General features: G+C 71.8%; 23 protein-coding genes. 15 read left to right on the forward strand and 8 right to left on the reverse strand.

Going from position 1 to position 24,154, the window contains the following annotated elements; genetic code table 11:
- Window positions 1–218 precede the first annotated feature (218 nt).
- From J4G33_RS11950 to J4G33_RS11960, 3 genes are all read left to right on the forward strand, one after another.
- Window positions 219–1,148: an AEC family transporter gene (locus J4G33_RS11950; RefSeq protein WP_208056198.1), complete on the forward strand. Its 930-nt coding sequence runs from the start codon at window positions 219–221 to the stop codon at window positions 1,146–1,148.
- A gap of 119 nt (window positions 1,149–1,267) precedes the next feature.
- Complete coding sequence (locus J4G33_RS11955) at window positions 1,268–1,792, forward strand: hypothetical protein (protein WP_208056199.1); 525 nt, start codon at window positions 1,268–1,270, stop codon at window positions 1,790–1,792.
- Window positions 1,793–2,034: 242 nt separating this feature from the next.
- Window positions 2,035–3,528, forward strand: coding sequence for an outer membrane protein assembly factor BamB family protein (locus J4G33_RS11960; protein ID WP_208056200.1), 1,494 nt, complete (start codon window positions 2,035–2,037; stop codon window positions 3,526–3,528).
- 171 nt (window positions 3,529–3,699) lie between these two features.
- Here the strand turns inward: J4G33_RS11960 and J4G33_RS11965 are convergent, their stop codons facing one another.
- The 3 genes from J4G33_RS11965 to J4G33_RS11975 all read right to left on the reverse strand — a co-directional run bounded on the left by J4G33_RS11965 (window position 3,700) and on the right by J4G33_RS11975 (window position 5,725).
- Window positions 3,700–4,137 (reverse strand): hypothetical protein, encoded by a 438-nt coding sequence (locus tag J4G33_RS11965; protein WP_208056201.1) that lies wholly within the window; start codon window positions 4,135–4,137, stop codon window positions 3,700–3,702.
- A 188-nt stretch (window positions 4,138–4,325) separates the two neighbouring features.
- Entirely contained in the window at window positions 4,326–5,537 is a 1,212-nt protein-coding gene (locus J4G33_RS11970) for an NAD(P)/FAD-dependent oxidoreductase (RefSeq protein ID WP_208056202.1), read from the reverse strand.
- Window positions 5,534–5,725: a ferredoxin gene (locus J4G33_RS11975; RefSeq protein WP_208056203.1), complete on the reverse strand. Its 192-nt coding sequence runs from the start codon at window positions 5,723–5,725 to the stop codon at window positions 5,534–5,536. Before J4G33_RS11975 ends, J4G33_RS11970 begins: the two co-directional genes overlap by 4 nt.
- Before the next feature lie 230 nt (window positions 5,726–5,955).
- Between J4G33_RS11975 and J4G33_RS11980 the strand changes: the two genes are divergently transcribed.
- Both J4G33_RS11980 and J4G33_RS11985 read left to right on the forward strand, forming a co-directional pair.
- Window positions 5,956–6,405 (forward strand): GNAT family N-acetyltransferase, encoded by a 450-nt coding sequence (locus tag J4G33_RS11980; RefSeq protein ID WP_208056204.1) that lies wholly within the window; start codon window positions 5,956–5,958, stop codon window positions 6,403–6,405.
- A gap of 130 nt (window positions 6,406–6,535) precedes the next feature.
- On the forward strand, window positions 6,536–6,787 hold the full coding sequence (locus J4G33_RS11985) for a toxin-antitoxin system YwqK family antitoxin (RefSeq protein WP_208056205.1): 252 nt from the start codon (window positions 6,536–6,538) through the stop codon (window positions 6,785–6,787).
- A gap of 33 nt (window positions 6,788–6,820) precedes the next feature.
- On the opposite strand, the gene J4G33_RS11990 is transcribed toward J4G33_RS11985, so the two are convergent.
- Window positions 6,821–7,816, reverse strand: a complete 996-nt coding sequence (locus tag J4G33_RS11990; RefSeq protein WP_208056206.1) for a helix-turn-helix transcriptional regulator — start codon at window positions 7,814–7,816, stop codon at window positions 6,821–6,823.
- A gap of 90 nt (window positions 7,817–7,906) precedes the next feature.
- On the opposite strand from J4G33_RS11990, the gene J4G33_RS11995 reads away from it, so the two are divergent.
- From J4G33_RS11995 to J4G33_RS12025, 7 genes are all read left to right on the forward strand, one after another.
- Window positions 7,907–8,644: an alpha/beta fold hydrolase gene (locus J4G33_RS11995; protein WP_208056207.1), complete on the forward strand. Its 738-nt coding sequence runs from the start codon at window positions 7,907–7,909 to the stop codon at window positions 8,642–8,644.
- A 209-nt stretch (window positions 8,645–8,853) separates the two neighbouring features.
- Entirely contained in the window at window positions 8,854–11,640 is a 2,787-nt protein-coding gene (locus J4G33_RS12000; protein ID WP_208056208.1) for an AAA family ATPase, read from the forward strand.
- A 128-nt stretch (window positions 11,641–11,768) separates the two neighbouring features.
- Window positions 11,769–12,593, forward strand: a complete 825-nt coding sequence (locus tag J4G33_RS12005; protein ID WP_208056209.1) for an alpha/beta fold hydrolase — start codon at window positions 11,769–11,771, stop codon at window positions 12,591–12,593.
- A gap of 97 nt (window positions 12,594–12,690) precedes the next feature.
- The gene (locus J4G33_RS12010; protein WP_208056210.1) at window positions 12,691–13,041 is read left to right on the forward strand and encodes a nuclear transport factor 2 family protein; all 351 of its coding nucleotides are present in this window, start codon (window positions 12,691–12,693) and stop codon (window positions 13,039–13,041) included.
- 83 nt (window positions 13,042–13,124) lie between these two features.
- Complete coding sequence (locus J4G33_RS12015; RefSeq protein ID WP_208056211.1) at window positions 13,125–13,865, forward strand: alpha/beta fold hydrolase; 741 nt, start codon at window positions 13,125–13,127, stop codon at window positions 13,863–13,865.
- Between the two features lie 89 nt (window positions 13,866–13,954).
- Window positions 13,955–14,626 (forward strand): trimeric intracellular cation channel family protein, encoded by a 672-nt coding sequence (locus tag J4G33_RS12020; protein WP_208056212.1) that lies wholly within the window; start codon window positions 13,955–13,957, stop codon window positions 14,624–14,626.
- A gap of 63 nt (window positions 14,627–14,689) precedes the next feature.
- Window positions 14,690–16,822 carry a heavy metal translocating P-type ATPase gene (locus J4G33_RS12025; protein ID WP_208056213.1) on the forward strand — a complete coding sequence of 711 codons (2,133 nt, stop codon included), beginning with the start codon at window positions 14,690–14,692 and terminating at the stop codon, window positions 16,820–16,822.
- 58 nt (window positions 16,823–16,880) lie between these two features.
- On the opposite strand, the gene J4G33_RS12030 is transcribed toward J4G33_RS12025, so the two are convergent.
- Window positions 16,881–17,183 (reverse strand): putative quinol monooxygenase, encoded by a 303-nt coding sequence (locus J4G33_RS12030; protein WP_208056214.1) that lies wholly within the window; start codon window positions 17,181–17,183, stop codon window positions 16,881–16,883.
- 264 nt (window positions 17,184–17,447) lie between these two features.
- On the opposite strand from J4G33_RS12030, the gene J4G33_RS12035 reads away from it, so the two are divergent.
- The 3 genes from J4G33_RS12035 (at window position 17,448) to J4G33_RS17850 (ending at window position 18,763) form a co-directional block, all read left to right on the forward strand.
- On the forward strand, window positions 17,448–17,888 hold the full coding sequence (locus J4G33_RS12035) for a hypothetical protein (protein ID WP_208056215.1): 441 nt from the start codon (window positions 17,448–17,450) through the stop codon (window positions 17,886–17,888).
- 98 nt (window positions 17,889–17,986) lie between these two features.
- Window positions 17,987–18,178, forward strand: coding sequence for a hypothetical protein (locus J4G33_RS12040; protein WP_208056216.1), 192 nt, complete (start codon window positions 17,987–17,989; stop codon window positions 18,176–18,178).
- Window positions 18,179–18,430: 252 nt separating this feature from the next.
- Complete coding sequence (locus tag J4G33_RS17850) at window positions 18,431–18,763, forward strand: DUF4829 domain-containing protein (RefSeq protein ID WP_208056217.1); 333 nt, start codon at window positions 18,431–18,433, stop codon at window positions 18,761–18,763.
- 50 nt (window positions 18,764–18,813) lie between these two features.
- Here the strand turns inward: J4G33_RS17850 and J4G33_RS12050 are convergent, their stop codons facing one another.
- From J4G33_RS12050 to J4G33_RS12060, 3 genes are read right to left on the reverse strand one after another with little or no spacing between them, the layout of a single operon-like run.
- A complete protein-coding gene (locus tag J4G33_RS12050; RefSeq protein WP_208056218.1) occupies window positions 18,814–20,151 on the reverse strand; it encodes a Gfo/Idh/MocA family oxidoreductase in 1,338 nt (445 codons plus the stop codon).
- Between the two features lie 34 nt (window positions 20,152–20,185).
- Window positions 20,186–22,405, reverse strand: coding sequence for a hypothetical protein (locus J4G33_RS12055; protein WP_208056219.1), 2,220 nt, complete (start codon window positions 22,403–22,405; stop codon window positions 20,186–20,188).
- Between the two features lie 55 nt (window positions 22,406–22,460).
- Entirely contained in the window at window positions 22,461–23,849 is a 1,389-nt protein-coding gene (locus J4G33_RS12060) for an ABC transporter substrate-binding protein (RefSeq protein WP_208056220.1), read from the reverse strand.
- Window positions 23,850–24,154 lie beyond the last annotated feature (305 nt).

The raw sequence follows: 24,154 nt of genomic DNA on the forward strand, positions 1-24,154 counted from the left end.
GATCCCGCCACGCTAGGCAACGACGCGCCGCGCGCGCCCCGGACCTTGGTCCCTCATCGCGCCCCGGCCGCTGTGGTGGGGCCCGAGGTCATCCCATCACCGGTCCCCTGGACGGCCCACCCGGCCCGGGCTGCCCGCGCCGACGTCCGGGATCATCGATCTGTGCCGATTCCTCCCGTGACCCGGATGCGCCGGACGAGCCCGGATCATCGTCGCTGATGGGTGCCGTCACCGCCGCCCTGGGGACCCTCGCGGCTATCGCCGCGATGGGATGGATCCTGGGCCGACGCGGCACCCTGGGGCCTGCGGCGGAGGCCGCGCTCGCCCGGGTCGTGTTCACCGTCGCGGCCCCGTCGCTGCTCATGGTCACGATCGCCCACGCCGACCTGCACCTGCTGGTCTCCACGGTCGCCGTCGTCACGGCCCTGAGCACCGGGACGGTCGCGTTGACGGCAGTGGTGGTGCTGCGGTTCGTGTGGCGACGGCGGGCGACCGACGCCATGGTCGGGATGCTCGCCTCGAGCTATCTCAACGCCGCCAACCTGGGCATCCCCGTCGCGGTGTACCTGCTAGGCGGAGCGGTCGCCGTGGTCCCGACCCTGCTCTTCCAGCAGCTGGTGCTCGCCCCCGTGGCCTTCCTCGTCCTCGACGCGAGCGCCGACACCTCGATGCCCCTCGCAGCGCGCCTGCGCGAGGCCGCGCTCCGCCCGCTGCGCAACCCGATCATCATCGGCTCCCTGACCGGCCTGAGCCTCGCCGTGCTGCCCTGGGACCTGCCCGAGGTGGTCTACGAGCCCTTCCGCCTCGTGGGAGCCGCCGCCGCGCCTCTCGCGCTGATCACCTTGGGCATGTCCCTCGCGGCACCGCGCCCGGGAACCGGACGCCTCTGGACCCGGGACCTGGCCCTCGTCGCGGTCCTGCGGTCCGTGGTGCACCCCGCGTTGGCGGCCGCGATCGGTCTCGGGTTGGGGCTCGACCGGACGGCGCTGCTGACGGTCGTCACGATGGCCGCCCTGCCCACCGCGCAGAACGTCCTGGTCTATGCGCTGCGCTACGGCAAGGGCATCCCCGTGGCCCGCGACGCCGGGCTGGTCACGACGCTGCTCGCGGTGCCTGTGCTCGTGGTGGTCGCGGCGCTGCTGGGGTAGGGACGGCACGCGGTCATGCCGGCGACCGGGCTCTCGCGCGCACTCGCTGCACCCGCTCAGCGACCGGGAGCCCGTCAGGGGCAGGTCACCGGGGGGCGGCATGCCCGTGCCGACTGTGCGTGACTCCTTCTGCCTGGCCGGCTCTCTGCCACCCTTGCGTCGTGGCACATCACGACCGCGGGGCGAGAGGCCCCTTTGCCGAACACCTGGCGGATCTCGTGGGGCTGCCCGTGTGGAACCCGCGTCAGGGGCACGGGAGCTTCCTCGCGTTCGACTTCGGCGATCCGCGGCTCGATGCTTCGGGTCGCGTCGACCGTGGCGCGTGGCATCTGTGGGTCCAGATGGCCGCGTGGCGCATCGAAGACGCGAGCACCGTGCTCGCGGGCTGCGAGGACACCGGAGAGCTCATCGCTGATGCGTTAGCCGTCATCGACGGGCGGGAGCTCACATCGATCACCGCCACGGGCCCTGCGCTGGACACGGTCTTCTCGTTCTCGGACGTGCACCTGCGGACCTTCGGTCTGACGTCGCGGGCGAGCGAGGACGATCTGCTCGACAACTGGTGGCTCTTCCGTCCCGACGACCAAGTGCTCGCCGTCGCCAAGGGCGGGACGTGGACCCTGACACCGGCCGACGCCGTGTAGCTCAGGGCGCTCCATCGAAGGCCAAGTCGGCGATCATCCGCGCCCGGTCACGCCGCTGACCGACGCGTAGGGTCACCGCCACGTCTCCGCCCAGTCCTAGCGATCCACACCACGGAGCCATCGACAACGACGCCGAGGAGCACAAGTCGGCGCCCGGCCAGGTGCGCGGTCGGGCCGATGAGCGCTTGTCTTGCTCCCAGGCCCGCCTACCGCTCAGGGCGCGCGCCGCTTAGGGTCGGCCCATGCGCAGGCGGGACCCGGGCGGTGGGGTTGTCCAGGTCGAGCTGGTAGAGGCCGACGCCGACCATGAGGTGAACGGCGTGGGCGACGGCGGCGGTGGCGACACTCGGGAGACCGGGCGGGCGCGGCGGCTCCGGCGGGTCGGGCTCGCGGTGATCCTGGTGGGGACGATCGTCACGGCGATGGTTGTCGACGCCCGCCAGAACGCCGCTCGGAGGGTCGAGCTGGCGGAGCTGGGATGGGTGCTGCCGCCCGTCGAGGGACCGCTGGAGGAGGTGTGGCGTTCGGCGGGCGGGTGGACCCTCGCTCACACCGACGAGCTGTTCGTGCTCGCGGGTTCCGAGGGCGGCGTTCGCGCACTCGATCCTGCAACGGGTGCTGAGGCGTGGACCCACGACGGCGCCGGAGCCAACAGCACCTGCTCCGCGCTCCTGGACTACCGGGAGGCGCGCGTCGAGCAACTCACCGCCGACATCGTGTACTGCTACCCGATCGACGTCTACCAGGAGCGCACTCCCGCGGAGGGTGTCGCGGTACCCATCGACTTCATCGAGGTCGCGACGGGCACCGAGATCTCGAACCTGGTCGTGGACGGCTCACTGGTGGTGAGCGACATGGTGGACGGCGACCTGCTGGTCACCTTCGTCGACTCGTCGGCGGCCCTGGGCGTACGTCGTTGGGATCCCCGGGCGGGAGAGGTGTGGAGCTACCGCAGTGCCCCCGGGTTCGTGCCGAACGGTGTGGTCCTGAGCTCCGTCGACGCGGGGGCGGATGAGCCTGACGAGGGAATCCCGGGCTCACCCGTCCAGCTGAGCTATGGCGTCGCCGACGGGGCGGTCAGGCTCACCGACGCGATCGCCCTGGACCTGGCCACCGGCGAGCAGGTGACCGTCCCGCCTCTCGAAGCCACGAGCCCCAACGTCAATGTCTGGCCGTTGCCTGACGGCGGCAGCGTCGAGGTGCGGCTCGAGACGTCGCCGGACGGCGGGTGGTCGGAGACCGGGCGGGTGCTCGATGCCGACGGTTCGCTGAGGTTCGCGACCGACGGCATCCCGAGGTTCTCGTGGCAGACGGACGGTTCCGATGCCGGTGTCCTCACCGTGTTCCGCCCCGATGGCCGGGTGGCCGGCATCGACCCGGAGACCGGGCAGACCCGGTGGAGCGCGGCGAACGCCACGCCGGCGTTTGTCCTCGAGGACGTCATGGTCCTCGTGGGTTCCGCCGGCGTGCTCGCGATCGACGTCCACGACGGCGAGGAGCGGTGGCACGCGGAGGAGATCTTCGTCTGGAACGACACCGCCGCCACCGACGGCGACGTCGTGCTGGTGCAGTCGCTGGACGGGGCGGTCCCCGAGCTCGTCGCGCTCGACCTGCTGACCGGGGCCGAGGCCTGGCGCATCCCCATCACCGGCATCACCGGCTCCTACTGGCGCCTCGACCACAGGGGCGGGAACCTGCTGCTGCTCGGGGACGAGGAGATCCTCGCCCTGGGCTGATCGGGCCCCCTCGCGCCAGCACACGGTGACACCCGACGGAACGTCAGTCGCGACTGCCGCGATCACCCATCGCCGTCGGAGCCTGACCCGCTTCTCCGGGCGCCTGATCCAAGGCGATGATCGTCTCAGAGGGGAGTTCGGGACACCTGCAGCCAAGCCGCCGGATCTGCCTCAGGCGCGTGGGCTGGCACCTGTGGCGTCCAGGCGCCGCAAGACGACGACCACCAGTGCGAGCGCGACGAGCGCTCCTGCACCGAGGAGCCACACCTGCTGAGTCAGTGCCGCCACACCGGCGACGCCGAACCCGACCCACGCCAGTCCCCGATTCAACCCAGCCCGTCCGCGAAGCAATACGCCGACCCCAAGCACCACCCCTGTCGCGGCAAGCAGGAGCAGCGAACTGGCGGCCGTCCCTGACCACACGCCGACGCGGAGGGCTTCGTCGGGCGGCGGTGCGTCAATCATGATGAACCCGCCAGGGAACAGGGCGATGGGCACCCACAGGATCGCGGCGCAGACGCCACCGATCAGGAGCACCCAACCAGCGAGCGACTCGACGGTGTCGCGCTTCTCCCGGGACGTCGGGGCGGAACTCCTGATCTCAGACACAGCGCACCACCGGGTGCGCCCGCAAGCACTCGAGCGCGAGTGCACTCCACGGAGCTGGCAATGCCCACTCCACACGAAAGATCGCATCGATCACGCGGACAATCTTGACACGTGGCGCAGTTGATAGAGCCGACGGCCGGACCTGCCGCGCCGAGCACTGCCCGCCCCCGGGAACGCCAGTCCGACGATCAGGACCTGCGGACGGCCGTCGACCGGGCCAGCTCGACGGCCTCCTGCCAGTCCGCGCGCTGACCGATCATGACCCGTAGGCGCAGGACGGCTCGGCGCTGGTTGACGCCCAGGGCGCCGGTCACCCGGTCACCGGTGCGGTAGAGGGCCAGCAGGTCGCCGGTCTCGGCCGAGCCGGCGACGGTGACGACCTCGTCGCTGTCCGGTACTCCGACGAACTGGATGCGGTCGGTGACCCAGTCCGACCAGAAGTACGGGACGACCTCGCAGGTCACCGGCTCTCCGGTTGCGGCGGCGTTGCGGCCCGCGATCACGCCCTGCTCGGCTGCCGAGGTCCAGTGCTCCAGGCGCATCGACCGGTCGAACGTCGGGTTGTACCACCGGGCGACGTCCCCGGCCGCGTACACGCCGGGGGCGCCGGCGTTGAGCGTCGCGTCGCAGACGACGCCGTCCTCGACCGTCAGGCCGGAGCCGCGGAGCCACTCCGTCACAGGGGCGGCGCCGACCCCGACGAGCACGACGTCCGCTGGCAGCATCTGGCCGTCGGCCAGCCGCACCGCCTCGACCGTGTCCTCACCGATCACGGCCTCGACCACGGCGCCGCACCGCACGTCGATGCCGTGCCGGCCGTGCAGACCACCGAGCTCCTCGCCCATCGCGGTGCCGACCGCCCGCACGAGAGGCACGTCGGCAGCCTCGAGCACGGTCACGTGCGCGCCGAGGTGCGACGCGGAGCAGGCGAACTCAGAGCCGATGAAGCCTGCGCCGATGACGACGACACGGCTCCCCGGGCGCACCGCCGACCGCAGGGCGACGGCGTCAGCGTGGCTGCGCAGCGTGTGCACGCCACCTGGTCCGTGCATCCCGGGGAGCCGTCGGGCGGTCGACCCGGTGGCGATCACGAGCCCGGCGTAAGGGAGCTCCTGCGCACCGACCGTCACGGTCCTCGTGGCCGGGTCCAGCGCGGTGACGGTCTCGCCGAGCCGGAGGTCGACGTCCAGCTCGTCGCGCAGGCTCTCCGCGGTGCGCAGGTACTTGAGAGCTGCACTCTCGGTCAGGAACGCCTTGGACAGCGGAGGCCGGTCGTACGGCGCGTCGGTCTCGGTTCCCAGGAGGGTCACCGCCCCGGTGTGGCCGCTGCGTCGAGCGCCCTCGACAGCGCGCACCCCGGCCAGGCCGGCCCCGACGACCACCAGCCCAGCCGTGCTCATCCGATCAGGCGTAGGGCTTGCTCCGGGCACTGGTTGACAGCGTTCTCGAGGTCCCCCCGGTCCGCCTCCTCGAGCGTCTCGGCGACGAGGCGGGCCTTGTCCTGGTCATCGACCTCGAAGATGTGCGGCGCGAGAGCCTCGCACACCCCGTGCCCGACGCAGGCGGCGGTGTCGATGCGCACCTCCATGGGAACCTCCTTCATGGCGAGCCGTGCGGCACGCCGGTCGAGCCGACGTCCCGGCAGGGGTGACGACGGGCGCCGCACACACGGCGACGGTTCTGCACGATAACCGAAACGTCGTGCCAGGAGAGGCGGCGCTCTCGGCGACAGACGGCTCCGCGCTCATGCCGACGAGCGGTCGACGCCGGTGCAGCGTCTCCTGACCTCCGAACCGGAAGACCGGGGATGATGTCGAGATGATCGATGCCTTCAGGACTGAAGATCTCGACGAGGCCGCGGCTGTGTTCCGTGCCGTCTTCAACAAGGAGCCCTGGAACGACGCGTGGGACCTGAGGTCGGCCCGCAGCAGGTTGGCGGACGTACTGGCGACGCCGGGCAGCCTGGGTGTCTGCCTTCGACTCGATGGGCGGTTGCGCGGCTTCGCTCTCGGCCACGTTGAGCAGTGGTTCACCGGTCGCCACTTCTTCTTGAACGAGATGTGCGTCGAAACGGGAGAACAGGGCCGTGGCTACGGCTCCGGGCTGTTGTCGGCTCTGGAGCGGCGCCTTGTCGGTATCGAGCAGATCTACCTCTTGACGTCCCGAGAGGGCGCTGCGGAGAAGTTCTACCTGCGCGGCGGCTTCCGCACGGCGAGCCGTCAGCAGATGCTCGTCAAGGCTCTGCCGGGCACCCCGGTGGCGGAGTAGCGAGGCAACCGGTGATGTGGGCCGCTGCGGTCGAGGTCCACGGCTCCGCGACGAGCAACGTGTCGGCCCCGCGACAACCGCTTCCCAGCGCGCTCTTCCAGCTGACCGACGTCGAGCCTAGGATCGCGGCATGACCTCAAGGCGCTCCGGAGAGGGCAAGCCCACCGAGATCGTCGACGGGGTCACGGTCAAGTACCACGCCAACGGGCAGACGGTCTGGTCCAAGGGCCGGGTCGAGAACGGGCAGCCTGAGGGCTACTGGGAGTGGTACCGCACTGACGGAACGCTCAAGCGATCTGGCACGTTCAATGCCGGCGAGCCGGTCGGGGCCTGGACCACGTACGACGCCGATGGCCAGCGCTACAAGACCACCCAGAAGTAGCGCGTCGCTTCGCGGGTGGGCGAGCGGGGTCGATCAAGGACTCTGCGGTGCTGCCGTCGCCCTGGCGCCCGCGCCGCGCCCCGCGCTGACTCTCAGCCGCTCGGCCAGGGCGAGTACCTCCTCGCGCAGGGCGTCCGGGGTGATCACCTCGAAGTCCCAGCCGAGGCCGGCCAGCATGCGGGCCATGCCGTCGAGGCGCTCGGCACGCGTCTCGAGGAGCACGCCGTCGTCGTGCTCGGACAGCCGCCCCGCGCTCCGGGGCAGCCGCTCGCTCGCCTCCGCCACGGTGGTGCGCAGCACCACGGAGACCTCGTGCGACCACCGGACCGCCGCGATGCCCGACACGACCTGCGTCATGGCGTCGAAGTCTGCGGGCACGACGTACGAGCCGTCGCCCTGCTCGACCGACGCGATGCGATCCAGGCGGAAGGTCCGCACGTCATCACGGCCGTGGTCGTGCCCGGTGACGTACCAGCGGCCGGAGTGGAAGACCACGCCGTAGACGTCGAGCTCGCGCCGCGACTCCCGCCCGTCCCAGGCGGTGTACGCGATCGTGACGGTGCGCTGCGCCTGCGCAGCGGAGGCGAGACTCAGCAGCGCGTCGGCGCCCGCGGGAGCCGTGGCGCGCACCGGGGTCGTGAACTGTGCGGTCGACAGCAGGTTGTCGAGCCGTCGGGCCAGGGCCCGCGGCAGCACCCGTGACACCTTGGCCAACGCGCTCGCCGTCGCTGCGTGCTCGGTCGTGGCGAGCCCCGCGCGCTCCGCGGCCCTGAGCCCCAGGACGACGGCGAGGGCCTCGTCGTCGGTGAGCATCAGCGGCGGCAGCTTGTAACCCGGGGACAGCCGGTAGCCGCCGTACCTGCCGCGCTGCGCCTGGACGGGGATCCCGAGGTCGGCGAGGTGCTCGGCGTAGCGCCGGACGGTGCGCTCGTCGACCCCGAGCCGGGCTGCGAGATCGCCGACGGTGCGCTGCCCGCCCGTCTGGAGCAGCTCCAGCAGAGCCAGCACGCGGGCGGTCGGGCGGGTCATGGCTCTCCTCGACGCTGCTCGGAAGGAATCCCGATCCTGGCTTCGCATACCGGGCGGAGTCTGTCCGCATTCCAGCCTAGCGTCGTCGTCATGAACACCACCTACGTCCTCGTCCCCGGCTTCTGGCTCGGCGCATCGGTCTGGCGCTCCGTCGCGGACGCGTTGAGGGAGCACGGCCGCGTCGTGCACGCCGTCGACCTCGCAGGCATGGGCGAGCGCGCCCACCTCGCCTCGCCCGAGACCAACCTGAGCACCCACATCGACGAGGTCGTGCACCTGCTCGAACAGGAGAACCTGCACGACGTCGTCCTCGTCGGCCACAGCTACGGCGCCCTCGTGACCACCGGTGCCGCGGACCGCGTGCCTGAGCGCGTGGCGCGCCTGGTCTACGTCGACACCGGGCCCCTGCCGGACGGCATGGCGCAGGCCGACTTCGAGGGACCCGACGCGCGCATGGCCAACGAGAATCTGGTCATGACCCACGGCGAGGGCTGGAAGCTCCCGCCGCCGCCCTGGGCCGCACTCGCCGCCGAGGTGCCCGAGGTCGACGACGCCGCGGTCGCCACGCTGGTCGAAGGCTCGCAGGCGCAGCCCTGGCTGACGGCCGCCCAGCCGGTCGAGCTCACCGGCGCCTGGGAGCGGCTGCCACGGACGGGCGTGCTGTGCAGCTTCAGCCTCGAGCAGCTGCAGCAGATGGCACCCCACGCACCGGCGTTCGCGCACATGGTCGAGGGCGACTGGACCTACGTCGAGCTCCCGACATGGCACTGGCCGATGGTGAGCCGACCGGACGACCTGGCAGAGGTGCTGCGGTCGGTCAACGGCTAGGGCGTGTCCCCTCGACCCGTGGCCAGGTGAGGCAGGCGGACCGGACGACGGCGCCGCGGTCGGTGACGGCGAGCGGGTCGTAGCGGGTGGCCGGTCCGCCGCACGCCTGCGGTGGGTGCGCCGGGGGGTGGGCAGCCGTTAGCCTCGGACTCGACCTCCGGAACCCGGTGCCGTCTTCGCGACTCGGGCGGAGCAGTGGAGCGGAACCTATGGCTGAGGTGGACAGCGACCCGTGCCGTCTCCTCGGTCGCGAACGCGAGCTTTCTGCCCTCGACGCGTTCCTGGTCCGGGCTGAGGCTGACGGAGAAGCCCTCCTGCTGACAGGCGAACCAGGGGTGGGCAAGTCGGCACTTCTCGACGCTGCCGCCCGCCGAGCTGCCGTCGGCGGAGTGCGGGTGGTCCGCGGCGGAGGAGTCGAGTACGAGAGTGACGTGAGCTTCGCCGGGCTGCACCAGCTCATCGACCAGTTCGCCGACGAGCTGGTGCAGCTCCCCACCCAGAGCCGGGAGGCGCTGCAGGTCGCCCTCGGCATCGGCTCAGGCCCCGCCCCAGAGCGCTTGACGGTGCTGGGCGCCTCGCTGGAGCTCCTCCGCCGGGTGAGCACCGGCACACCGTTGCTCCTCGTCATGGACGACATGCACTGGCTGGACCGCGCCACAGCGTCGGTCATCGGCTTCGTCGGTCGCCGGCTCGGCGGCAGCAGGATCGGCCTGCTCGGGGCGACCCGGCCGAGCGCCGGTGGGTTCTTCGAACGCACGGGGTGGGCCGAGCTCGGCGTGGGACCGCTGCACGACGACGATGCGATCGAGCTCCTCGCCCGCCAGTTCGCCCACCTGCCGACGCGGGTCCTCAGGGAGGTCGCGCGGGAGTCGCAGGGCAACCCCCTGGCGTTGCTCGAGTTCGCCGCGGCGGCTGGGCATCCCCGTGGACGAGGTGGCGGTGCGGGTCCTCCCTCGGCGTCGGCCACCATCCGCGAGGTCCGCACCCTCTTCGCGACCCGGATCATGAGCCTGCCCGCGGCGACCCGCCGCCTGCTGCTCCTCGCCGCGCTCGACGGCTCGGGCAGCCTGACGACCCTGGCCGAGGCCAGCGGGACGGCAGGTCTGTCGGATCTCGGCGCGGCGGAACGTGACCACCTCGTCATGGTCGACGAGCGATCGGGCGTGATCTCGTTCCGGCACCCGATCGTGAAGTCTGCACTCGTCGAGATCTCGACCCATGACGACAGGCGCGAGGCGCACCAACGGCTGGCGGAGATCTTCGCGGACCAGCCCGAGCGACGAGGGCACCACATCGCTGAAGCGGCGGAGGCGCCTGACGAGACCGTCGCCGTGGTCGTCGAGAGGGGCGCCCATCTCACTCTCGAGCGCGGAGACGTCGTCGGCGGCGTCAGCCGCCTGCTGCGTGCTGCTGACCTCAGCCCCGACCGCAGAGACCGCAGCCGACGCCTGGCGCACGCTGCGTTCATCGGGGCCTTCGCCGCAGGCGAGCTCGAGAACTCGTCGCAGCTGCTCCGCGACGCCACGGACGGGGATCCGACCCTCGCCGCCACGCTCCATGCAGCGGTCGCCACCGCCTACATGCTGGTCAACAGCGACGGTGACGTCGAGATGGCGTACCAGCTCCTCACGATCGCCGTCGAGTCCGCGCTGGCCGAGACCGACCCCGACCGAGAGGCCCTCTCCCGGGCCCTCTACACGCTGGTGGTCCTGTGCCACTACGCCGGCCGGGTGGACTACTGGGAGGGCTTGGACGACCTCGTCGCCCGCGTGGGCGGGACGGCGCCGAGGGACGCCCTGATGTTCGTCGAAGCCCACGCCGCCCCGCTCACGACGCCGCAGTGGGCGCTCGACGAGCTCGACCGCGAGGTCGACGGGCTCGACGACGTACGTGACGTGGAACGAGTCATCCGAACCGCGATCGCCGGCTTCTACACCGACCGGTTGTCCGGCTGCCGACGTGCACTGGACCACGTCGCGATCGAGGGCCGGGAGGGCGGGGCGGTCGCGTCGGCACTGATGGCGCTGATCATGATCGCCTTCGACGACCTGCACGCCGGACGGTGGGATGCCGCTGAGACGACCGCCGCCGAGGCGGGAGCGCTCGCGGAGGATCTCGGCTACTGGCTGTACGACTCGAGCCGCCTCTACGTCGTGGCCCTCGTCGCCGGCCGCCGCGGGGACCTCGCGGCGTGCGCTGCCGCGTGCGAGGCGATGCTCGCATGGGCGGCGCCCCGCCGGTTGGGTCGCGTCGACGACTTCGCGCACCACGCGCTCGGTGAGGCCGCACTCGGTGCCGGAGCCTTCGAGGAGGCGTACGTCCACGCCGTCGCCATCACCGTCGGCGGACCGGGCACCCTGCACACCCACGACCCCCAGGCTCTGTGGTCGGCGCTGGACCTGGTCGACGCCGCCGTGCACACCGGCCGAGCCGACGAGGCCCGCGACCACGCCGAAGCGCTGCGCGCCGCCGCCATGGGCAGGTTGTCCACGAGATTCGCCCTGATCAGCACCACGGCGCACGCGATGGTCGCACCGGACGCCGCAGCGGCAGACCTCTTCGACGAGGTGCTCGCGCTCCCGGGAGTGGAGGCGTGGCCCTTCGAGCTGGCGCGTGTCCGTCTGGCCTACGGGGAGCGGCTACGAAGGCTGCGTCGTCCCCGCGATGCCCGGATCCAGCTCGAGGCCGCCCGGGACTGCTTCGACCGTCTCGGAGCGCGGCTGTGGTCCCAGCGGACCTCCACCGAGCTCCGGGCGACCGGCGCGGTCCGCCGCGCCGGTTCCGCGGGCGGCGTGGCCTCGCTGACACCCCAGGAGCTCGAGGTCGCGCACCTGGCGGCACGCGGCTTGAGCAACCGCGCGATCGCGACCCGGCTGTACGTCTCCCCTCGCACCGTCTCGGCCCACCTCTATCGAGCATTCCCCAAGCTCGGCATCACCGCCCGCGCAGCACTTCGCGACGCCCTGAGCGACCCGACGAGCGACAGCGCCCGGTGACGGCATCGATCCACCGCGTCGGTCTCCTCGGTGATGTGCAGTCATCTGACTGACGTTGCTGAGGTGACACCTGGTGAGGCTGGTGGAACACCCAGTGCCCCGACGGGCAGCACACGAGGAGGCCAGCCATGCCGACCGTCACGACCGACGACGGAATCTCGATCTTCTACAAGGACTGGGGCTCGGGTCAGCCGATCATGTTCCACCACGGCTGGCCCCTGAGCTCGGACGACTGGGACGCGCAGCTGATGTTCTTCGTCGAGCGCGGCTTCCGCGTCATCGCCCACGACCGACGCGGGCACGGTCGATCCACCCAGACCTCCGACGGGCACGACATGGACCACTACGCCGCGGACGTCGCCGCGCTGGTCGCTCATCTCGATCTCCGCGACGTCGTGCACGTCGGGCACTCCACCGGCGGCGGAGAGGTGACCCGCTACGTCGCTCGACACGCCGCCGACCGGGTCGCCAAGGCGGTGCTGATCGGTGCCGTGCCGCCGTTGATGCTGCAGACCGCCGCCAACCCGGGCGGGCTGCCGATCGAGGTGTTCGACACCTTCCGGGAAGGCGTTGCGACCAACCGTTCCCAGTTCTTCCTCGACATCGCCTCCGGGCCCTTCTACGGCTTCAACCGACCCGGCGCGAAGGTCTCCCAGGGAGTGATCTGGAACTGGTGGCGCCAAGGCATGACAGGTGGGGCGAAGGCTCACTACGACGGCATCGCGGCGTTCTCGGAGACCGACTTCACGGAGGACCTGAAGCACATCCGGGTGCCCACGCTGGTCATGCACGGCGACGACGACCAGGTCGTCCCGATCAGCGACTCAGCCGAGCTGTCGATCCGCCTGCTCGAGGACGGCCACCTCAAGGTCTACCCAGGCCTCTCCCACGGCATGTGCACCATCGACGCCGCGGTCATCAACCAGGACCTGCTCGCATTCATCCGCAGCTGATCGTTCGCACGACGCAGCAGACAAGCACGGCACGGACGGCCGCGCCGTGACTCGACGTGCCCCGTACCGCCGGGGCCGGCAGAGAGGGGCTGACCCCATGTCCTCCAGCACCACCCAGCCGGACCAGCTCCCGGCCACGATCCGCGCCTACCTCAGCGCACACGAGGCCCGCGACGTCGAGGCCGCCCTGCGCGCCTTCGGGCCGAGAGCCGTCGTCGTCGACCAGGGGCAGACCTTCCGCGGGACGAGCGCCATCCGTGACTTCCTGCGCGAAGCCGGCGCCCCGTTCAGCTACACGATCGAGCTGGTCGGTGCCCGGCAGGTCGACGACACGCGCTGGGTGGCCACGAACCGGCTCGAAGGTGACTTCCCCGGAGGTGTCGCCGAGCTGGACTACCGCTTCACCCTCGACGGCGACGTCATCACCGAGCTGGTCATCGGTCCCTGACCGGGACCCGTTGCCGACCGGATCGCCCCGCGCTGCGGGGCCCCCAGGCGGCCGAGCCGCCGCAACCTCGAAAGGAACCCATCATGTCCATCACCACGCCAGAGACCCCGACGCGGCCCACGGTCGTCCTCGTCCACGGTGCCTTCGCCGAGTCCTCCAGCTGGAACGACGTCATCGCGTTGCTCACGACCGAGGGCTACCCCGTGATCGCCGCAGCCAACCCGCTGCGCGGCCTCGACACCGACGCGGAGTACCTCCGCACCGTCCTGAACAGCGTCAGCGGCCCGATCGTCATCGCCGGCCACTCCTACGGCGGGAGCGTGATGAGCGAGGCCGCCGACGGTCATCCCCAGGTGAAGGCGCTGGTCTACGTGGCCAGCTTCATCCTCGACGCCGGAGAGAGCACCGGCGAGCTCGCCGCGAAGTTCCCCGGCGGTGAGCTCGGTCCGGCGCTGAACGCCGTACCGCTCCCCACCGCTGACGGCCAGGACGTGACCGACCTCTACATCCAGCAGGACAAGTTCCGGGACGTCTTCGCCGCCGACGTCCCCCAGGACGCTGCCGCCCTCATGGCGGTCACGCAGCGACCCATCATCGCCGACGCGCTGGAGGCGAAGGCGACACGGAGCGCGTGGAAGACCATCCCGTCGTGGAACCTGGTCACGCTCCAGGACCTCGCTGTCCCCGCCGAGTCCCAGCGGTTCATGGGGGAACGGGCCGGGTCGCGCAACGTCGAGATCGAGGCATCGCACGCGGTGACGGTCTCCCAGCCCGAGGTCGTGGCCCGCCTGATCATCGAGGCCGCGCTCGCGACGTCCCACTGAACCAGTCCCGGTGTGATCGCGCCGGCCCCTTCTGCCTCGCTCAGGGGCGGGAGGGGCCGGACGACGCCGGCAGCCGGAGGGGAGCAAGCATGCTGCACCAGATCATGCCGTTCGCGATCCCGCTCGGGGTCGAGCTGGTGGCAGTCGGCCTGGGTGCCGTGCAGGGTGCACTGTTCGCCAGCGCGCTCACGGATCGCCGCATCGACGTGCTCGGCGTGGTGATCACGGGGCTCGGGCTCGCGCTCGGCGGCAGCGTTCTTCGCGACATCCTGCTCGGCCAGGCCCCTGTGGTGATCTTCGGCCCCTGGTACGTCCTCGTCGCCGCCGTGGCCGCCCTGCTCGGGATGTGGCTGCAACGGCTGTTCACCTCCCTCGAACCCGTGATCCTTCCGCTCGACGCACTGACCATCGGACTCTTCGGTGCGATCGGGACGTCGAAAGCCCTCGCGCTCGACGTTCCCCCCGTCCCGGCCGTGCTCGTCGGCGCCATGTCGGCGGTCGGTGGCTCGGTGATCCGGGACGTGATCCTCGACCTCCCCGTCGCGCTCCTCCACGTCGGGTCGCTCTACGCCATCGCCGCGGCTGCGGGCGCAGCGCTGCTCGTCCTGCTCGTCACGGTGGGCGCCGAGCTGGTGGATGCTGCGATCGCCGGAGTGGTCCTCACCACGGCGGTCCGGCTGCTCGCGATCCGCTTCGGGTGGAGCTTCCCCGAGCAGCGGGCGCTGGTCGTACGGCGCCGCCGCACCCGCCGCCTCGCCTGAGCGAGGGGTGAGCCGCGAGGGCGGCAGCCCACCCCGTGCACACCACGACCCCAGGAGGCCGACATGGTCCAGCAGGAGCAGCAGGCCCACGGGCAGCACCACCTCCCGGGGGCGACGCCGCGGGCAGGCGCCCACCGGAGGCATCAGCCCGGTCACCGAGATCCGGAGCCCCCGGCTCAGCGTGAGGACCACCAGCACGTGACCGGGCACGCCGGGCACGCCGGGTCGGTCGACCAGTTCCGCTCGCGGTTCTGGGTGAGCCTGGCCCTGGCCGTCCCGGTCGTCGTGTACAGCGAGATGCTGGGGAACCTGCTCGGCTTCAGACCACCGTCGTTCCCCGGCTCGGAGATGGTGTCCCCCACCCTCGGGACGGTGCTGTTCCTCCACGGCGGTTGGCCGTTCCTCACCGGGGCGATCACTGAGGCGCGCGGTCGCCGCCCAGGGATGATGCTGCTGATCAGCCTCGCCATCACCGTGGCGTTCGGGGCGTCGTGGGCGACGACCCTCGGGATCGGCGGGTTCGAGCTCGACTTCTGGTGGGAGCTGGCCCTGCTCATCGTCGTCATGCTGCTGGGCCACTGGCTCGAGATGCGCGCGCTCGGCGCGGCGTCCGGGGCCCTGGACGCACTGGCGGCGCTCCTTCCGGACGTCGCCGAGCGACTCGACGGCGACGGCCTCGTCGAGGTGTCCCTCGCCGACCTCGGCGTGGGTGATGTCGTGCTGGTCAGGACAGGCGGACGCGTGCCCGTGGACGGTGAGGTGGTCGACGGCTCGGCCCGGGTCGACGAGTCGATGATCACGGGTGAGTCCCGGACTGTCCGGCGCGCGACGGGCGACACGGTCGTCGGAGGCAGCATCGCGACCGACGGCTCGCTCCGGATCCTGGTGACGGCGGTGGGTGCGGCCACCGCCCTGGCCGGGATCCAACGGCTCGTGGCCGAGGCCCAGGCGTCGTCGTCGCGGGCTCAGGCCCTGGCCGACCGCGCCGCGTCCTTCCTGTTCTTCTTCGCCGTCAGCGTGGGTCTGACCACCGCCGTCGTCTGGACGTTGCTGGGCAGCGCCGACGACGCCGTGACCCGCACGGTCACGGTGCTCGTGATCGCCTGCCCGCACGCCCTGGGCCTGGCGATCCCGCTGGTGATCGCGATCTCCACCGAGCGGGCCGCGCGCTCGGGCGTGCTCGTGAAGGACCGCCTCGCCCTCGAACGGATGCGGAACGTCGACACGGTCCTCTTCGACAAGACGGGCACCTTGACGCAAGGTCGCCACACGGTGACCCACGTCGCGACAGCGCCAGGCGTGAGCGAGGACGAGATGCTCGCCCTGGCCGCTGCGGTCGAGGCCGAGAGCGAACACCCCGTGGCCCGCGCCCTCGTGCGCGCGGCCCGGTCCGGCGGTGCTCAGGTCCCGGCGGGTCACGGGCTGCGGTCACTGCCCGGACGGGGCGTGCAGGGCACGGTGGACGGACAGACGGTCACCGTCGGCGGGCCGACCCTCCTGCGCGAGACCGGCGCGGCGGTCCCTGCCGAGGTCAGTGCCGCGACCGACGCCTGGGCGGCGCGCGGGGCGTCCGTCCTGCACGTGCTGAACGGTGGCCGAGTCCTGGGCGCCGTCGCCCTGGAGGACGCGGTGCGTGAGCACTCCCGCCGAACCGTGGAGGCTCTGCACTCACGAGGGGTTCGGGTCGCGATGATCACCGGTGACGCACAGCAGGTGGCGGACGCCGTGGCGGCCGACCTCGGTGTCGACGAGGTCTTCGCCCAGGTGCTGCCCGAGCACAAGGACGCCAAGATCACCGAGCTCCAGGGACGCGGACACACGGTCGCGATGGTCGGCGACGGCGTCAACGACGCCCCCGCGCTGGCGCGGGCCGACGTCGGCATCGCCATCGGCGCCGGCACCGACGTCGCGATCCAGTCCGCCGGGGTGGTCCTCGCGTCGGACGACCCGCGCGGCGTGCTGTCCGTCATCGCCCTCTCGCGCGTCAGCTACCGCAAGATGTGGCAGAACCTGGCCTGGGCGACCGGCTACAACGTGGTCGCTGTGCCCCTCGCCGCAGGGGTGCTCGCGGGCGCCGGCTTCATCCTGTCCCCGGCGGTCGGGGCGATCATGATGTCCGGGTCCACCATCGTCGTCGCGCTCAACGCGCAGCTGCTGCGGCGCACAGTGCTGGACCCGGCGCGGCTCACGGCGTGAGCGGTGACACAGCAGGGCGGTGACACAGCCGGTGGTGACACAGCATGGGGCGACGGAGTCAGTCCCGGAGGGGTGAGCCGACGACGTCGAACCGGAACCCGCCCATCTCGCCGGACAGCAGCGGGCGAGCCTCCTGGATGGCCCGCTGCACGCTCTCCAGCTGCAGCGAGCTCTGGTGCGCCTCGGCCGAGGTCCACAGCTCGGCGACGAACACCGTGTCCGGGTGATCGACGTCGACCCCGACCTCGTAGAGCAGGCAGCCGGTCTGCTCTAGATCGGCGCTGCGGCGGGTCAGGATCTCGACGAGCTCGTCGCGCTTGCCAGGTACGGCCCCGAGCGTCCCCACGTTCACGTATGTCATGAACGGCACCGTAGCGGCCCGGCTCGCCGCGGACTCAGCGAAGGTGTCGCTGCACACAGGCTGATCAGAGGTGGCCGGGACCTCGCCGGTGGCGGTGTCAGTGAGGACGTACCTGTCACCCTCGCACACGCCCCTCAGGAACGCCGCGCCTCGGGTCACGATCGACTCCAGCGGCGGTCCGCTCGTGCCGATGAGGAAGCTGTGCGTCGAGCAACGAGAGCAGTCGTCATCGCGATAGGGAGCTGCGCTGCGCTCGTCGTCGGGATGCAGGTCGCCATCGCGGCGTACGAACGGCACGAGGACGCGCAGTACGTCGCTGCTTGGAACGAGCAGGAACCGCTGCTCGTCGAGGCCGTGGAGCGCGTGAGCATGCCCGAGTCGTACCGGCCGATCCTCTGCCCGACAGAGCTCGACGAGTCGCTCCGTCGCTGCTGGCGCACCTCGGCGCCCCCCGAGGAGGTCCGACCTGACCTCCTCACCGCGCTCGCGGCTGCCGACCTGACGCGCTTCACGCTCGAGTGCGATCGCTCGTCCTCCGGCGTCGTGATCGGCTGCGGCACCCATGCCTACCTGGCCGAGTACGACCCCGACAGCCCGGTGGAACGGAACGTCGGCGCCATGATCTCGTGGGACGTTCCTCCGCTCCAGGGTTCTCCAGGATCGGGCTCGATCGTCTTGGTCGGCGCCTCGCTCGAGCGCCTGTAGGTCGAGGACTCCCGGGACTGTGGCGAGGCAGCCCACTCCCGTGCACCGCCCGCTGACGTCTGACCCCCGTGCCGTCGTCGGTCGATAGACATCATCTGGTGGGCCCTCGGGGGTGGCAGCCGCACTCGGTGCACAGGTCGGTGGGTGACGTGGCGTGGGCCGTCGTCGTGCTCCTTGGGGTCCGGCTCTCGGAGGCCCTGCGCCGGGACCGCGTCCGCCGGCGGTGGGACCGCGTGACGGGCACGGTGCTCGCGGGGGTCGGTGGCGGGCTGGTCGCGAGCCGCGGCTGAGGTCGTCGTCTCCACGATCCTCATCGACCCCGGGTCCCGGCGGAGGTCCCCGCGAGGATGCTGAAAAGGCAGACAGATGGACGCTCGGGGTGCCAGGCTGCTCGCGTGCTCAAGCGTCCGGGCAGGGTGATCGCGCTCGTCGGGTCTGTGTCAACCCTTGCCGTTGCCGTCGGCGCTGGCGCGCTGCTCCTGCCTCCACGGCAGACGGGGGAGGTCACCGTACCCCCGGGCGATGCCACCCCGGAGCAGGTCGTGACGGCGTACCTCGACGCCCTGAACGCGCACGACTGCGACACGGCCGAGGCTCTGACAGCCGCGGGTGCCCGGGACCAGGCCACGTCGTGGTGCGAGGACGTCGCGAGGCTGACGGACATCGACGTCGGGGACCACCACGTGGAGCCTCCCGAGCACTCGGGCCGCTCGACGCTCGACGAGGTGGCCAACGTCCCGGTCACCTTCGACCTGAGGTGGCGACTCCTCCACGACGACGGTTCGATGGACGAGGGGGCCACCACCTGGGGCTACCTCCTGGTACGTGACGCGGGAGACTCCCCGTGGCGCATCGTCGACCAAGGCATGGGCTGACCCGCGCACTGACAAGCCACCGAGCGGGGACCAGCTCCCGCGCGCACCCGTCAGATCGGCAGCCCGAACTCCGCGATGCTGACCTTCGCTCCGCTCTCGAGGGAGCGGTTGACGGCGATCCCCACGGCCACCGACCGCAGCCCGTCGTCGTAGCCGGCCCGCCGACCCAACGGGTCCTCAGCCGTCCCGCGGAACACGTCGTGCAGCAGCAGAGCATCCCCACCGCCGTGCCCACCACCGGTGTTGGTGATCGGCACCCGGCGCGCCTTCTCCCAGTGCCGCTGGACGGTGAGCTGCTCGCCGCGGCGGCGCACGTCGTCGTCGGCCGTGACGTCCTCGACCGAGCTGGCGTCCAGGACCAGGCGGCCGTCGGGGCCGGGGAGGACCGCGGCCCGCTCGACCACCTCGAGCTCGGCCCGACCCTCCGTGCCGTTGACCGACACCCGGTACCCCTCCCAGGGGCTGTGCGCGTTGAGGGAGTAGGACATCACCGGCCCGCCTCGGTACCCGACCAGGGCTGAGAGGTTGTCCTCGATGGTGATGCCGGGGGCGAAGACGTCGCGGTCGCGCAGGTAGCCGTCGTGCTGCTCGGCGTCCCAGTAGAGGGCCTTGAGCTTGGGGTCCTGACGGAGGTCCAGGGCGAAGGGGTCGTCGCTGGGCGGGTCGACCGTGCCGCGCGCGGGCCGCTCCCCCAGGCCGCGCGCCCGGGCGTTGGCGTCCCCGTAGAAGCGCAGCCCACCGCTCGCGCAGGCCCAGGCCGGCACGTCGTCGAGCCACCAGTTCATGAGGTCGAAGTGGTGAGTGGCCTTGTGCACCGCCAGGCCCGCCGAGTGCTCCTTCTCGCGGTGCCAGCGGCGGAAGTAGTCCGCGCCGTGCATCGTGTCCAGCACCCACTCGAAGTGCACCGAGGTCACCTCGCCGATCTCCCCCGAGGCGATGACCTCCTTGAGCGCGGCGTTGCGCGGGGAGTACCGGTAGTTGAACGTCACGACCACCGAGCGGCCGGTCTCCTCGACCGCCGCGAGGATGGTGCGGCACCCCTCCAGGTCCGTGGTCAGGGGCTTCTCGAGCACGACGTCGGCCCCGGCCCGCAGGGCCCGCGAGGTCATCTCGGCGTGGGTCCAGTCCGGGCTCGTGACGACGACGGCGTCGAGCCTCTCCTCGGTGATCATCTGCTCGAGGTCCGCGGGGGCGTATCGCGCGGGACGGTCTGCCCCGGCGGCCGTGACGAGCCGGTCGGCGAAGTCCATGCGGGCCGGGTTGGGCTCGCACCACGCGACCAGCTCGGCCACCTCGGCGTGCTCCCCGACCATCGCCTCGACGTACATCTGCGAGCGCGCGCCGGTCCCGACGACGCCGTAGCGCCGTGGGCTCGAGGGGACTGTCATCGTGGCTCCTTCGCCTGGGTCGTGCTGCTGGTCGTCACGTGGTTGATGGGCGCGCGGCCCGTCCCGGGGCCCGGACGAACCCCTCGTGCTGCACCTGCCACCCCGATCCGAAGCCCGGGGAGTCGGGCCCGTCCTCCCACCCCGCCGCCATCAGCGCGACGGCCGCGAGCAGCCCGCCGTTGCCCGGCAGGTACAGCGGCAGGTGATCGGTCTGGCGGTTGTGCCCGTTGGGCAGGTGCTGGTTCTTGGGCACCTCGAGCAGGAGGGCGTCGACGGCGGTCGTGGCGTCACCGAGCCGGGTCGCGGTCATGGCCAGGGCCGGGTAGTCCCAGCCCCAGGTGCTGGCCCAGTCCCAGTCCTCGAGCACCCCCTGCAGGGTCGCGCGGACCACCTCGGGGTCGAGCACGTCGGTCGGCGGGATGACGCCGAGCCCGTAGACCATCGACGGGTGGTCGGTGCGGATCGTGTACGGCTCGACGCCGATGGCCTCGTACTTCCCGTCCCGCACGAGCGGCCGGACCATGTGGTGCCTGACGGCGTCCCAGTGCGGCTCGCGCCGCAGCCCGGCACGCTCGCGCCACTGCTGGGCGACCTCGAGGGCCCAGGCCCAGGCGGCGAGCTCGAAGGGCGGGTTGGTCGCCCGGTCGCGGACCGTGTTGTACGACTCCTGGGCCGGCACCAGGGGCGGGCCCAGCCCGTAGCCGTCGGCACCGGGCTCGGCCACGTCGGCCATGAACCGGGCGGTCGCGTCGACGATCTCGGCGTACCGCTCCTCGGCCTCCGGGCTGCCTGCCCGGCGCAGGAGCTCGGCGAGGTGGATCACGTGCGGCTGCTGCCACAGCAGGAAGGGCCCGATGTCGCTGGGGCTCTCGCGCGCGTCGGGGGCGATCTGCTTGGGCCACCGGGCGCCGTCGTACCCCTGGATGCGGGCGGTCTCGCGGGCGGCGGGCAGCGCCGTGACGTACCAACCCATGCTGCGCTCGAGCAGGTCGGGACGGCCCCACAGGGCGAAGTGCGCCGCGTGCCACCAGTGCATCTCGAGGTGGAAGCGCCCCCGCCAGCTGTTGCAGGTCAGACCGGTCTCCTGCGGAGGCAGGGAGCCCGCGCACTGGATGGCCGTGAGGTACTGCGAGAGGACCACCCGACGCTCGAGCTCGGCCGCCCGCGGGTCGGTGCTGCCGGACAGGTCCAGGGCCGCGCCCCGCGACCAGAAGGCCGGCCAGTGGGCGCGGGAGGCTTCGAGCACCGCGTCGACGTCGAGACGCGGGCCGACGACGGGGTCGGCCGCGAGCTCGACCGTGAGGTCCAGGGCCCCGCCCGCGGCCGTGACCACGACCTCGTGGGGCCCGATCTGCTCGACCTCGACCCCCGGCCCCAGGCCCAGGCGGGCCACGTAGGTGAGCTCCTCGGTGCCCTCGACCCCGCGCAGCCACCGCTCGACGACCACGCCGTCGCCCTCGTGCACCAGGACGGTGCGGTGCTCCTCGGGGTGCTCCCAGTCGGCGGCGTTGCTCCACGAGGTCGAGCCGTAGGGGAAGGCCAGACGGATGCCGACCCCGGCGTCGTCGTCCTGCCCGTCAGGCGTCGCACCCGTCCCGTCACCGGGCGCGACGCGGCCTGCGTCGATGCGCACCGCGAGCACGTCCCGCGCGGGGTGGCAGGCGGTCGTCACCTCCAGGCCCCACGGCCCGACGTCGACCTGGCTGGTCAGGACCCCGGTCCACAGGTCGAGCCGCTGACCGCGGCTGGTGACCTGCGACGGCGAGGGCGCCCGGGCAGCGCGCCTCCCACCACGGACGACACCTGCCGTGCCGCCCTCGCCGTCGGGTCGCCCACCGTCCTCGGCGCGCCAGGTCACCAGCCCGGCGCGCACCAGGTCCAGACGGTGGGGGTTCGCGCGCAGCCACCGGGCCGCCGGGTCCAGGGCCGTGTCGTCCGAGCCCGCGAGCGCGTCGGCGTCGACGTAGAGGACCTCGCCACGGGGGGTGCGGTAGGGGCGGCGGCGCAGGGTCAGGTCGACGCCCTCGGGGGCCGGTGCGCTGTGCCAGCCCCACTGGGACTGCGTCCCCAGCAGCGTGCCCGCCGGCCCTCCGGCGGGGTCGGCCACGGGGTAGAGCTCGGGGAAGGTCTGCAGGCCCGTCACGTCGACGGTCAGGCAGAGCTCGCCGTTGCCCACCGAGAGCGGGGAGGCAGGATCGATCCGGTCCGCCACCGGGTCGTGCCGGCGGACGAGGGCCTCGCGGTCCACGGTCATCGATCCTGCCTCCCTGCTGCTCGGGTCGTGCTCAGATCCTGCTCGGGCTGATCGGTCAGGAGACCGCGTCGTTCATCTCGTTGACCAGCTGCTCGGCGGCCTCGGCCGGGGTGATCTGGCCAAAGAGCACCGAGTCGTTGAGCCGGGTCAGGATGAGCGGGGTGTCCGTGGACCCCTCCGGGCCGATGACGAAGTCCCCGTCGACGTGCCCGCTGACCCGCTCGATGAACTCGAACTCGGCCTCACGCACCGGGTCCAGGCCGGCGTCGATGAGGTGCTGACGGATCTCGGGGTTGGCCGGGATGCCGCGGTCGGCGCCGATGCTGTCCGCCGCCTCGGTCGAGGACACCAGGAAGTCCACGAGGCGCGCGGCCTCCTCGGGGTGATCGGAGTTCGCGCTGATCGTGTAGAGCTGCGAGGCCTGGAGCCACATGCCCGGCCCCTGGTTACCGCTCTCCCCGGGGGCGAGCAGCGGCACCATGTCCGTACCGGCCGCCGTGCTGTATGCGGCGAGCAGGTTGGACCAGCCCGGCATCATCGCGGCCTTGCCCTGCCCGATGAGGGACTGCTCGGGGGCGGGCTGCCCGGCGAGCTCGGCCGTCAGCGTGGCCGACGGCGCAGCCCCGCTCTCCATGAGGCCGTTGGTCATCTCCCACCAGTCCTGGGCCACGTCGGCCTCGAGGGCGATGCCGCCGTCCTCGGTGTAGAGCCCCTGGCCGGTCTGCTGGTTGGTGTAGAGGTCCAGCATGTCCGCACCCGTGGTGAGGTCGGTGGTGCCGTAGACGTCGTCGGGGGTCGCGGCGGAGATCTCGTTCGCGATGTCGACGAAGTCCTCCCAGGTCCACGTCTCGTCGTCGGGCAGGTCGACCCCGGCCTCGGCGAACACGTCGGGGTTGGCGATGAACCCGAAGGTGTTGACCCCGGTCGGCACCCCGAACTGGGTGTCGTCGAAGTACCCGTTGGCCAGGGCCCCCTCGTCCAGGGCGCTCAGGTCGAGCTCCTCGGAGACGGTGCTGAGGTCGAGCAGCACCCCGCGGCCCCCGTACTCCCGGGGGTAGGCGCCGCCCATGGTGATGACGTCGGGCTCGTCCCCCGCGGCGACCGAGGTGGCCAGCCGGTCGAAGTAGGCGTTGAAGTCGACGGACTCGGTCTCGACGGTGATGCCCGGGTTGGCTGCCTCGAAGGCGTCGACCGCGGCGTCGGTGATCTGGGCGCGCTCGTCGTTGCCCCACCAGGAGAAGCGCAGCGTCACCTGGCCGCCGTCGCTCGCGGCCGAGTCGCCGTCGTCGTCGGCGGGGGCTCCCTCGCCGCCGTCGCCGCTCCCGCAGGCCGCGGTGAGGAGCAAGGCCGTGGCGAGCGCGGCAGCTCCGAGGGGCCGCGCAGCGCGGCCCGGGGTCGTGGGGTAGTGGCCTCCCGGCCGGATGGTCCTGCGGACAGATCGCATGGTCTTCCTTCCCGCCGCGTCGTTGCGGCTGAGCTCGGCGGGGCCTGTGAATCGATTCACAGGCCCTCGGCACCACAGGTCGGTCGTCTGGGTGGGTGGTGGTCAAGCGCCCTGATGCTCGCGCCGACTGGCGTTTACACCGGTGTAAGTGGAACACGAGGGTTCGGCTGCAGTCAATGGGGTCAGCGACCCACCCGGCTCACTGCGGGAAGGGACGCCCTCACCGGTCCCGGCCAGGCCCGCTCGCCGTCATCCCAGGTGTCGCGCCGCGTGAGTGGTCACTTCTTGCCGGACAACCGCGAGCG

It is taken from the genome of Actinotalea soli, from assembly GCF_017565425.1.
Taxonomy (GTDB): Bacteria; Actinomycetota; Actinomycetes; order Actinomycetales; family Cellulomonadaceae; genus Actinotalea; species Actinotalea soli.

Coding starts and splice junctions, on each gene's coding strand:
- J4G33_RS11950 (WP_208056198.1), top strand. CDS start 219: ATGGGTGCCGTCACCGCCGCCCTGGGGACCCTCGCGGCTATCGCCGCG.
- J4G33_RS11960 (WP_208056200.1), top strand. CDS start 2,035: ATGCGCAGGCGGGACCCGGGCGGTGGGGTTGTCCAGGTCGAGCTGGTA.
- J4G33_RS11970 (WP_208056202.1), bottom strand. CDS start 5,537: ATGAGCACGGCTGGGCTGGTGGTCGTCGGGGCCGGCCTGGCCGGGGTG.
- J4G33_RS11975 (WP_208056203.1), bottom strand. CDS start 5,725: ATGGAGGTGCGCATCGACACCGCCGCCTGCGTCGGGCACGGGGTGTGC.
- J4G33_RS11980 (WP_208056204.1), top strand. CDS start 5,956: ATGATCGATGCCTTCAGGACTGAAGATCTCGACGAGGCCGCGGCTGTG.
- J4G33_RS11985 (WP_208056205.1), top strand. CDS start 6,536: ATGACCTCAAGGCGCTCCGGAGAGGGCAAGCCCACCGAGATCGTCGAC.
- J4G33_RS11990 (WP_208056206.1), bottom strand. CDS start 7,816: ATGACCCGCCCGACCGCCCGCGTGCTGGCTCTGCTGGAGCTGCTCCAG.
- J4G33_RS11995 (WP_208056207.1), top strand. CDS start 7,907: ATGAACACCACCTACGTCCTCGTCCCCGGCTTCTGGCTCGGCGCATCG.
- J4G33_RS12000 (WP_208056208.1), top strand. CDS start 8,854: ATGGCTGAGGTGGACAGCGACCCGTGCCGTCTCCTCGGTCGCGAACGC.
- J4G33_RS12005 (WP_208056209.1), top strand. CDS start 11,769: ATGCCGACCGTCACGACCGACGACGGAATCTCGATCTTCTACAAGGAC.
- J4G33_RS12010 (WP_208056210.1), top strand. CDS start 12,691: ATGTCCTCCAGCACCACCCAGCCGGACCAGCTCCCGGCCACGATCCGC.
- J4G33_RS12015 (WP_208056211.1), top strand. CDS start 13,125: ATGTCCATCACCACGCCAGAGACCCCGACGCGGCCCACGGTCGTCCTC.
- J4G33_RS12020 (WP_208056212.1), top strand. CDS start 13,955: ATGCTGCACCAGATCATGCCGTTCGCGATCCCGCTCGGGGTCGAGCTG.
- J4G33_RS12025 (WP_208056213.1), top strand. CDS start 14,690: ATGGTCCAGCAGGAGCAGCAGGCCCACGGGCAGCACCACCTCCCGGGG.
- J4G33_RS12030 (WP_208056214.1), bottom strand. CDS start 17,183: ATGACATACGTGAACGTGGGGACGCTCGGGGCCGTACCTGGCAAGCGC.
- J4G33_RS12035 (WP_208056215.1), top strand. CDS start 17,448: ATGCAGGTCGCCATCGCGGCGTACGAACGGCACGAGGACGCGCAGTAC.
- J4G33_RS12050 (WP_208056218.1), bottom strand. CDS start 20,151: ATGACAGTCCCCTCGAGCCCACGGCGCTACGGCGTCGTCGGGACCGGC.
- J4G33_RS12055 (WP_208056219.1), bottom strand. CDS start 22,405: ATGACCGTGGACCGCGAGGCCCTCGTCCGCCGGCACGACCCGGTGGCG.
- J4G33_RS12060 (WP_208056220.1), bottom strand. CDS start 23,849: ATGCGATCTGTCCGCAGGACCATCCGGCCGGGAGGCCACTACCCCACG.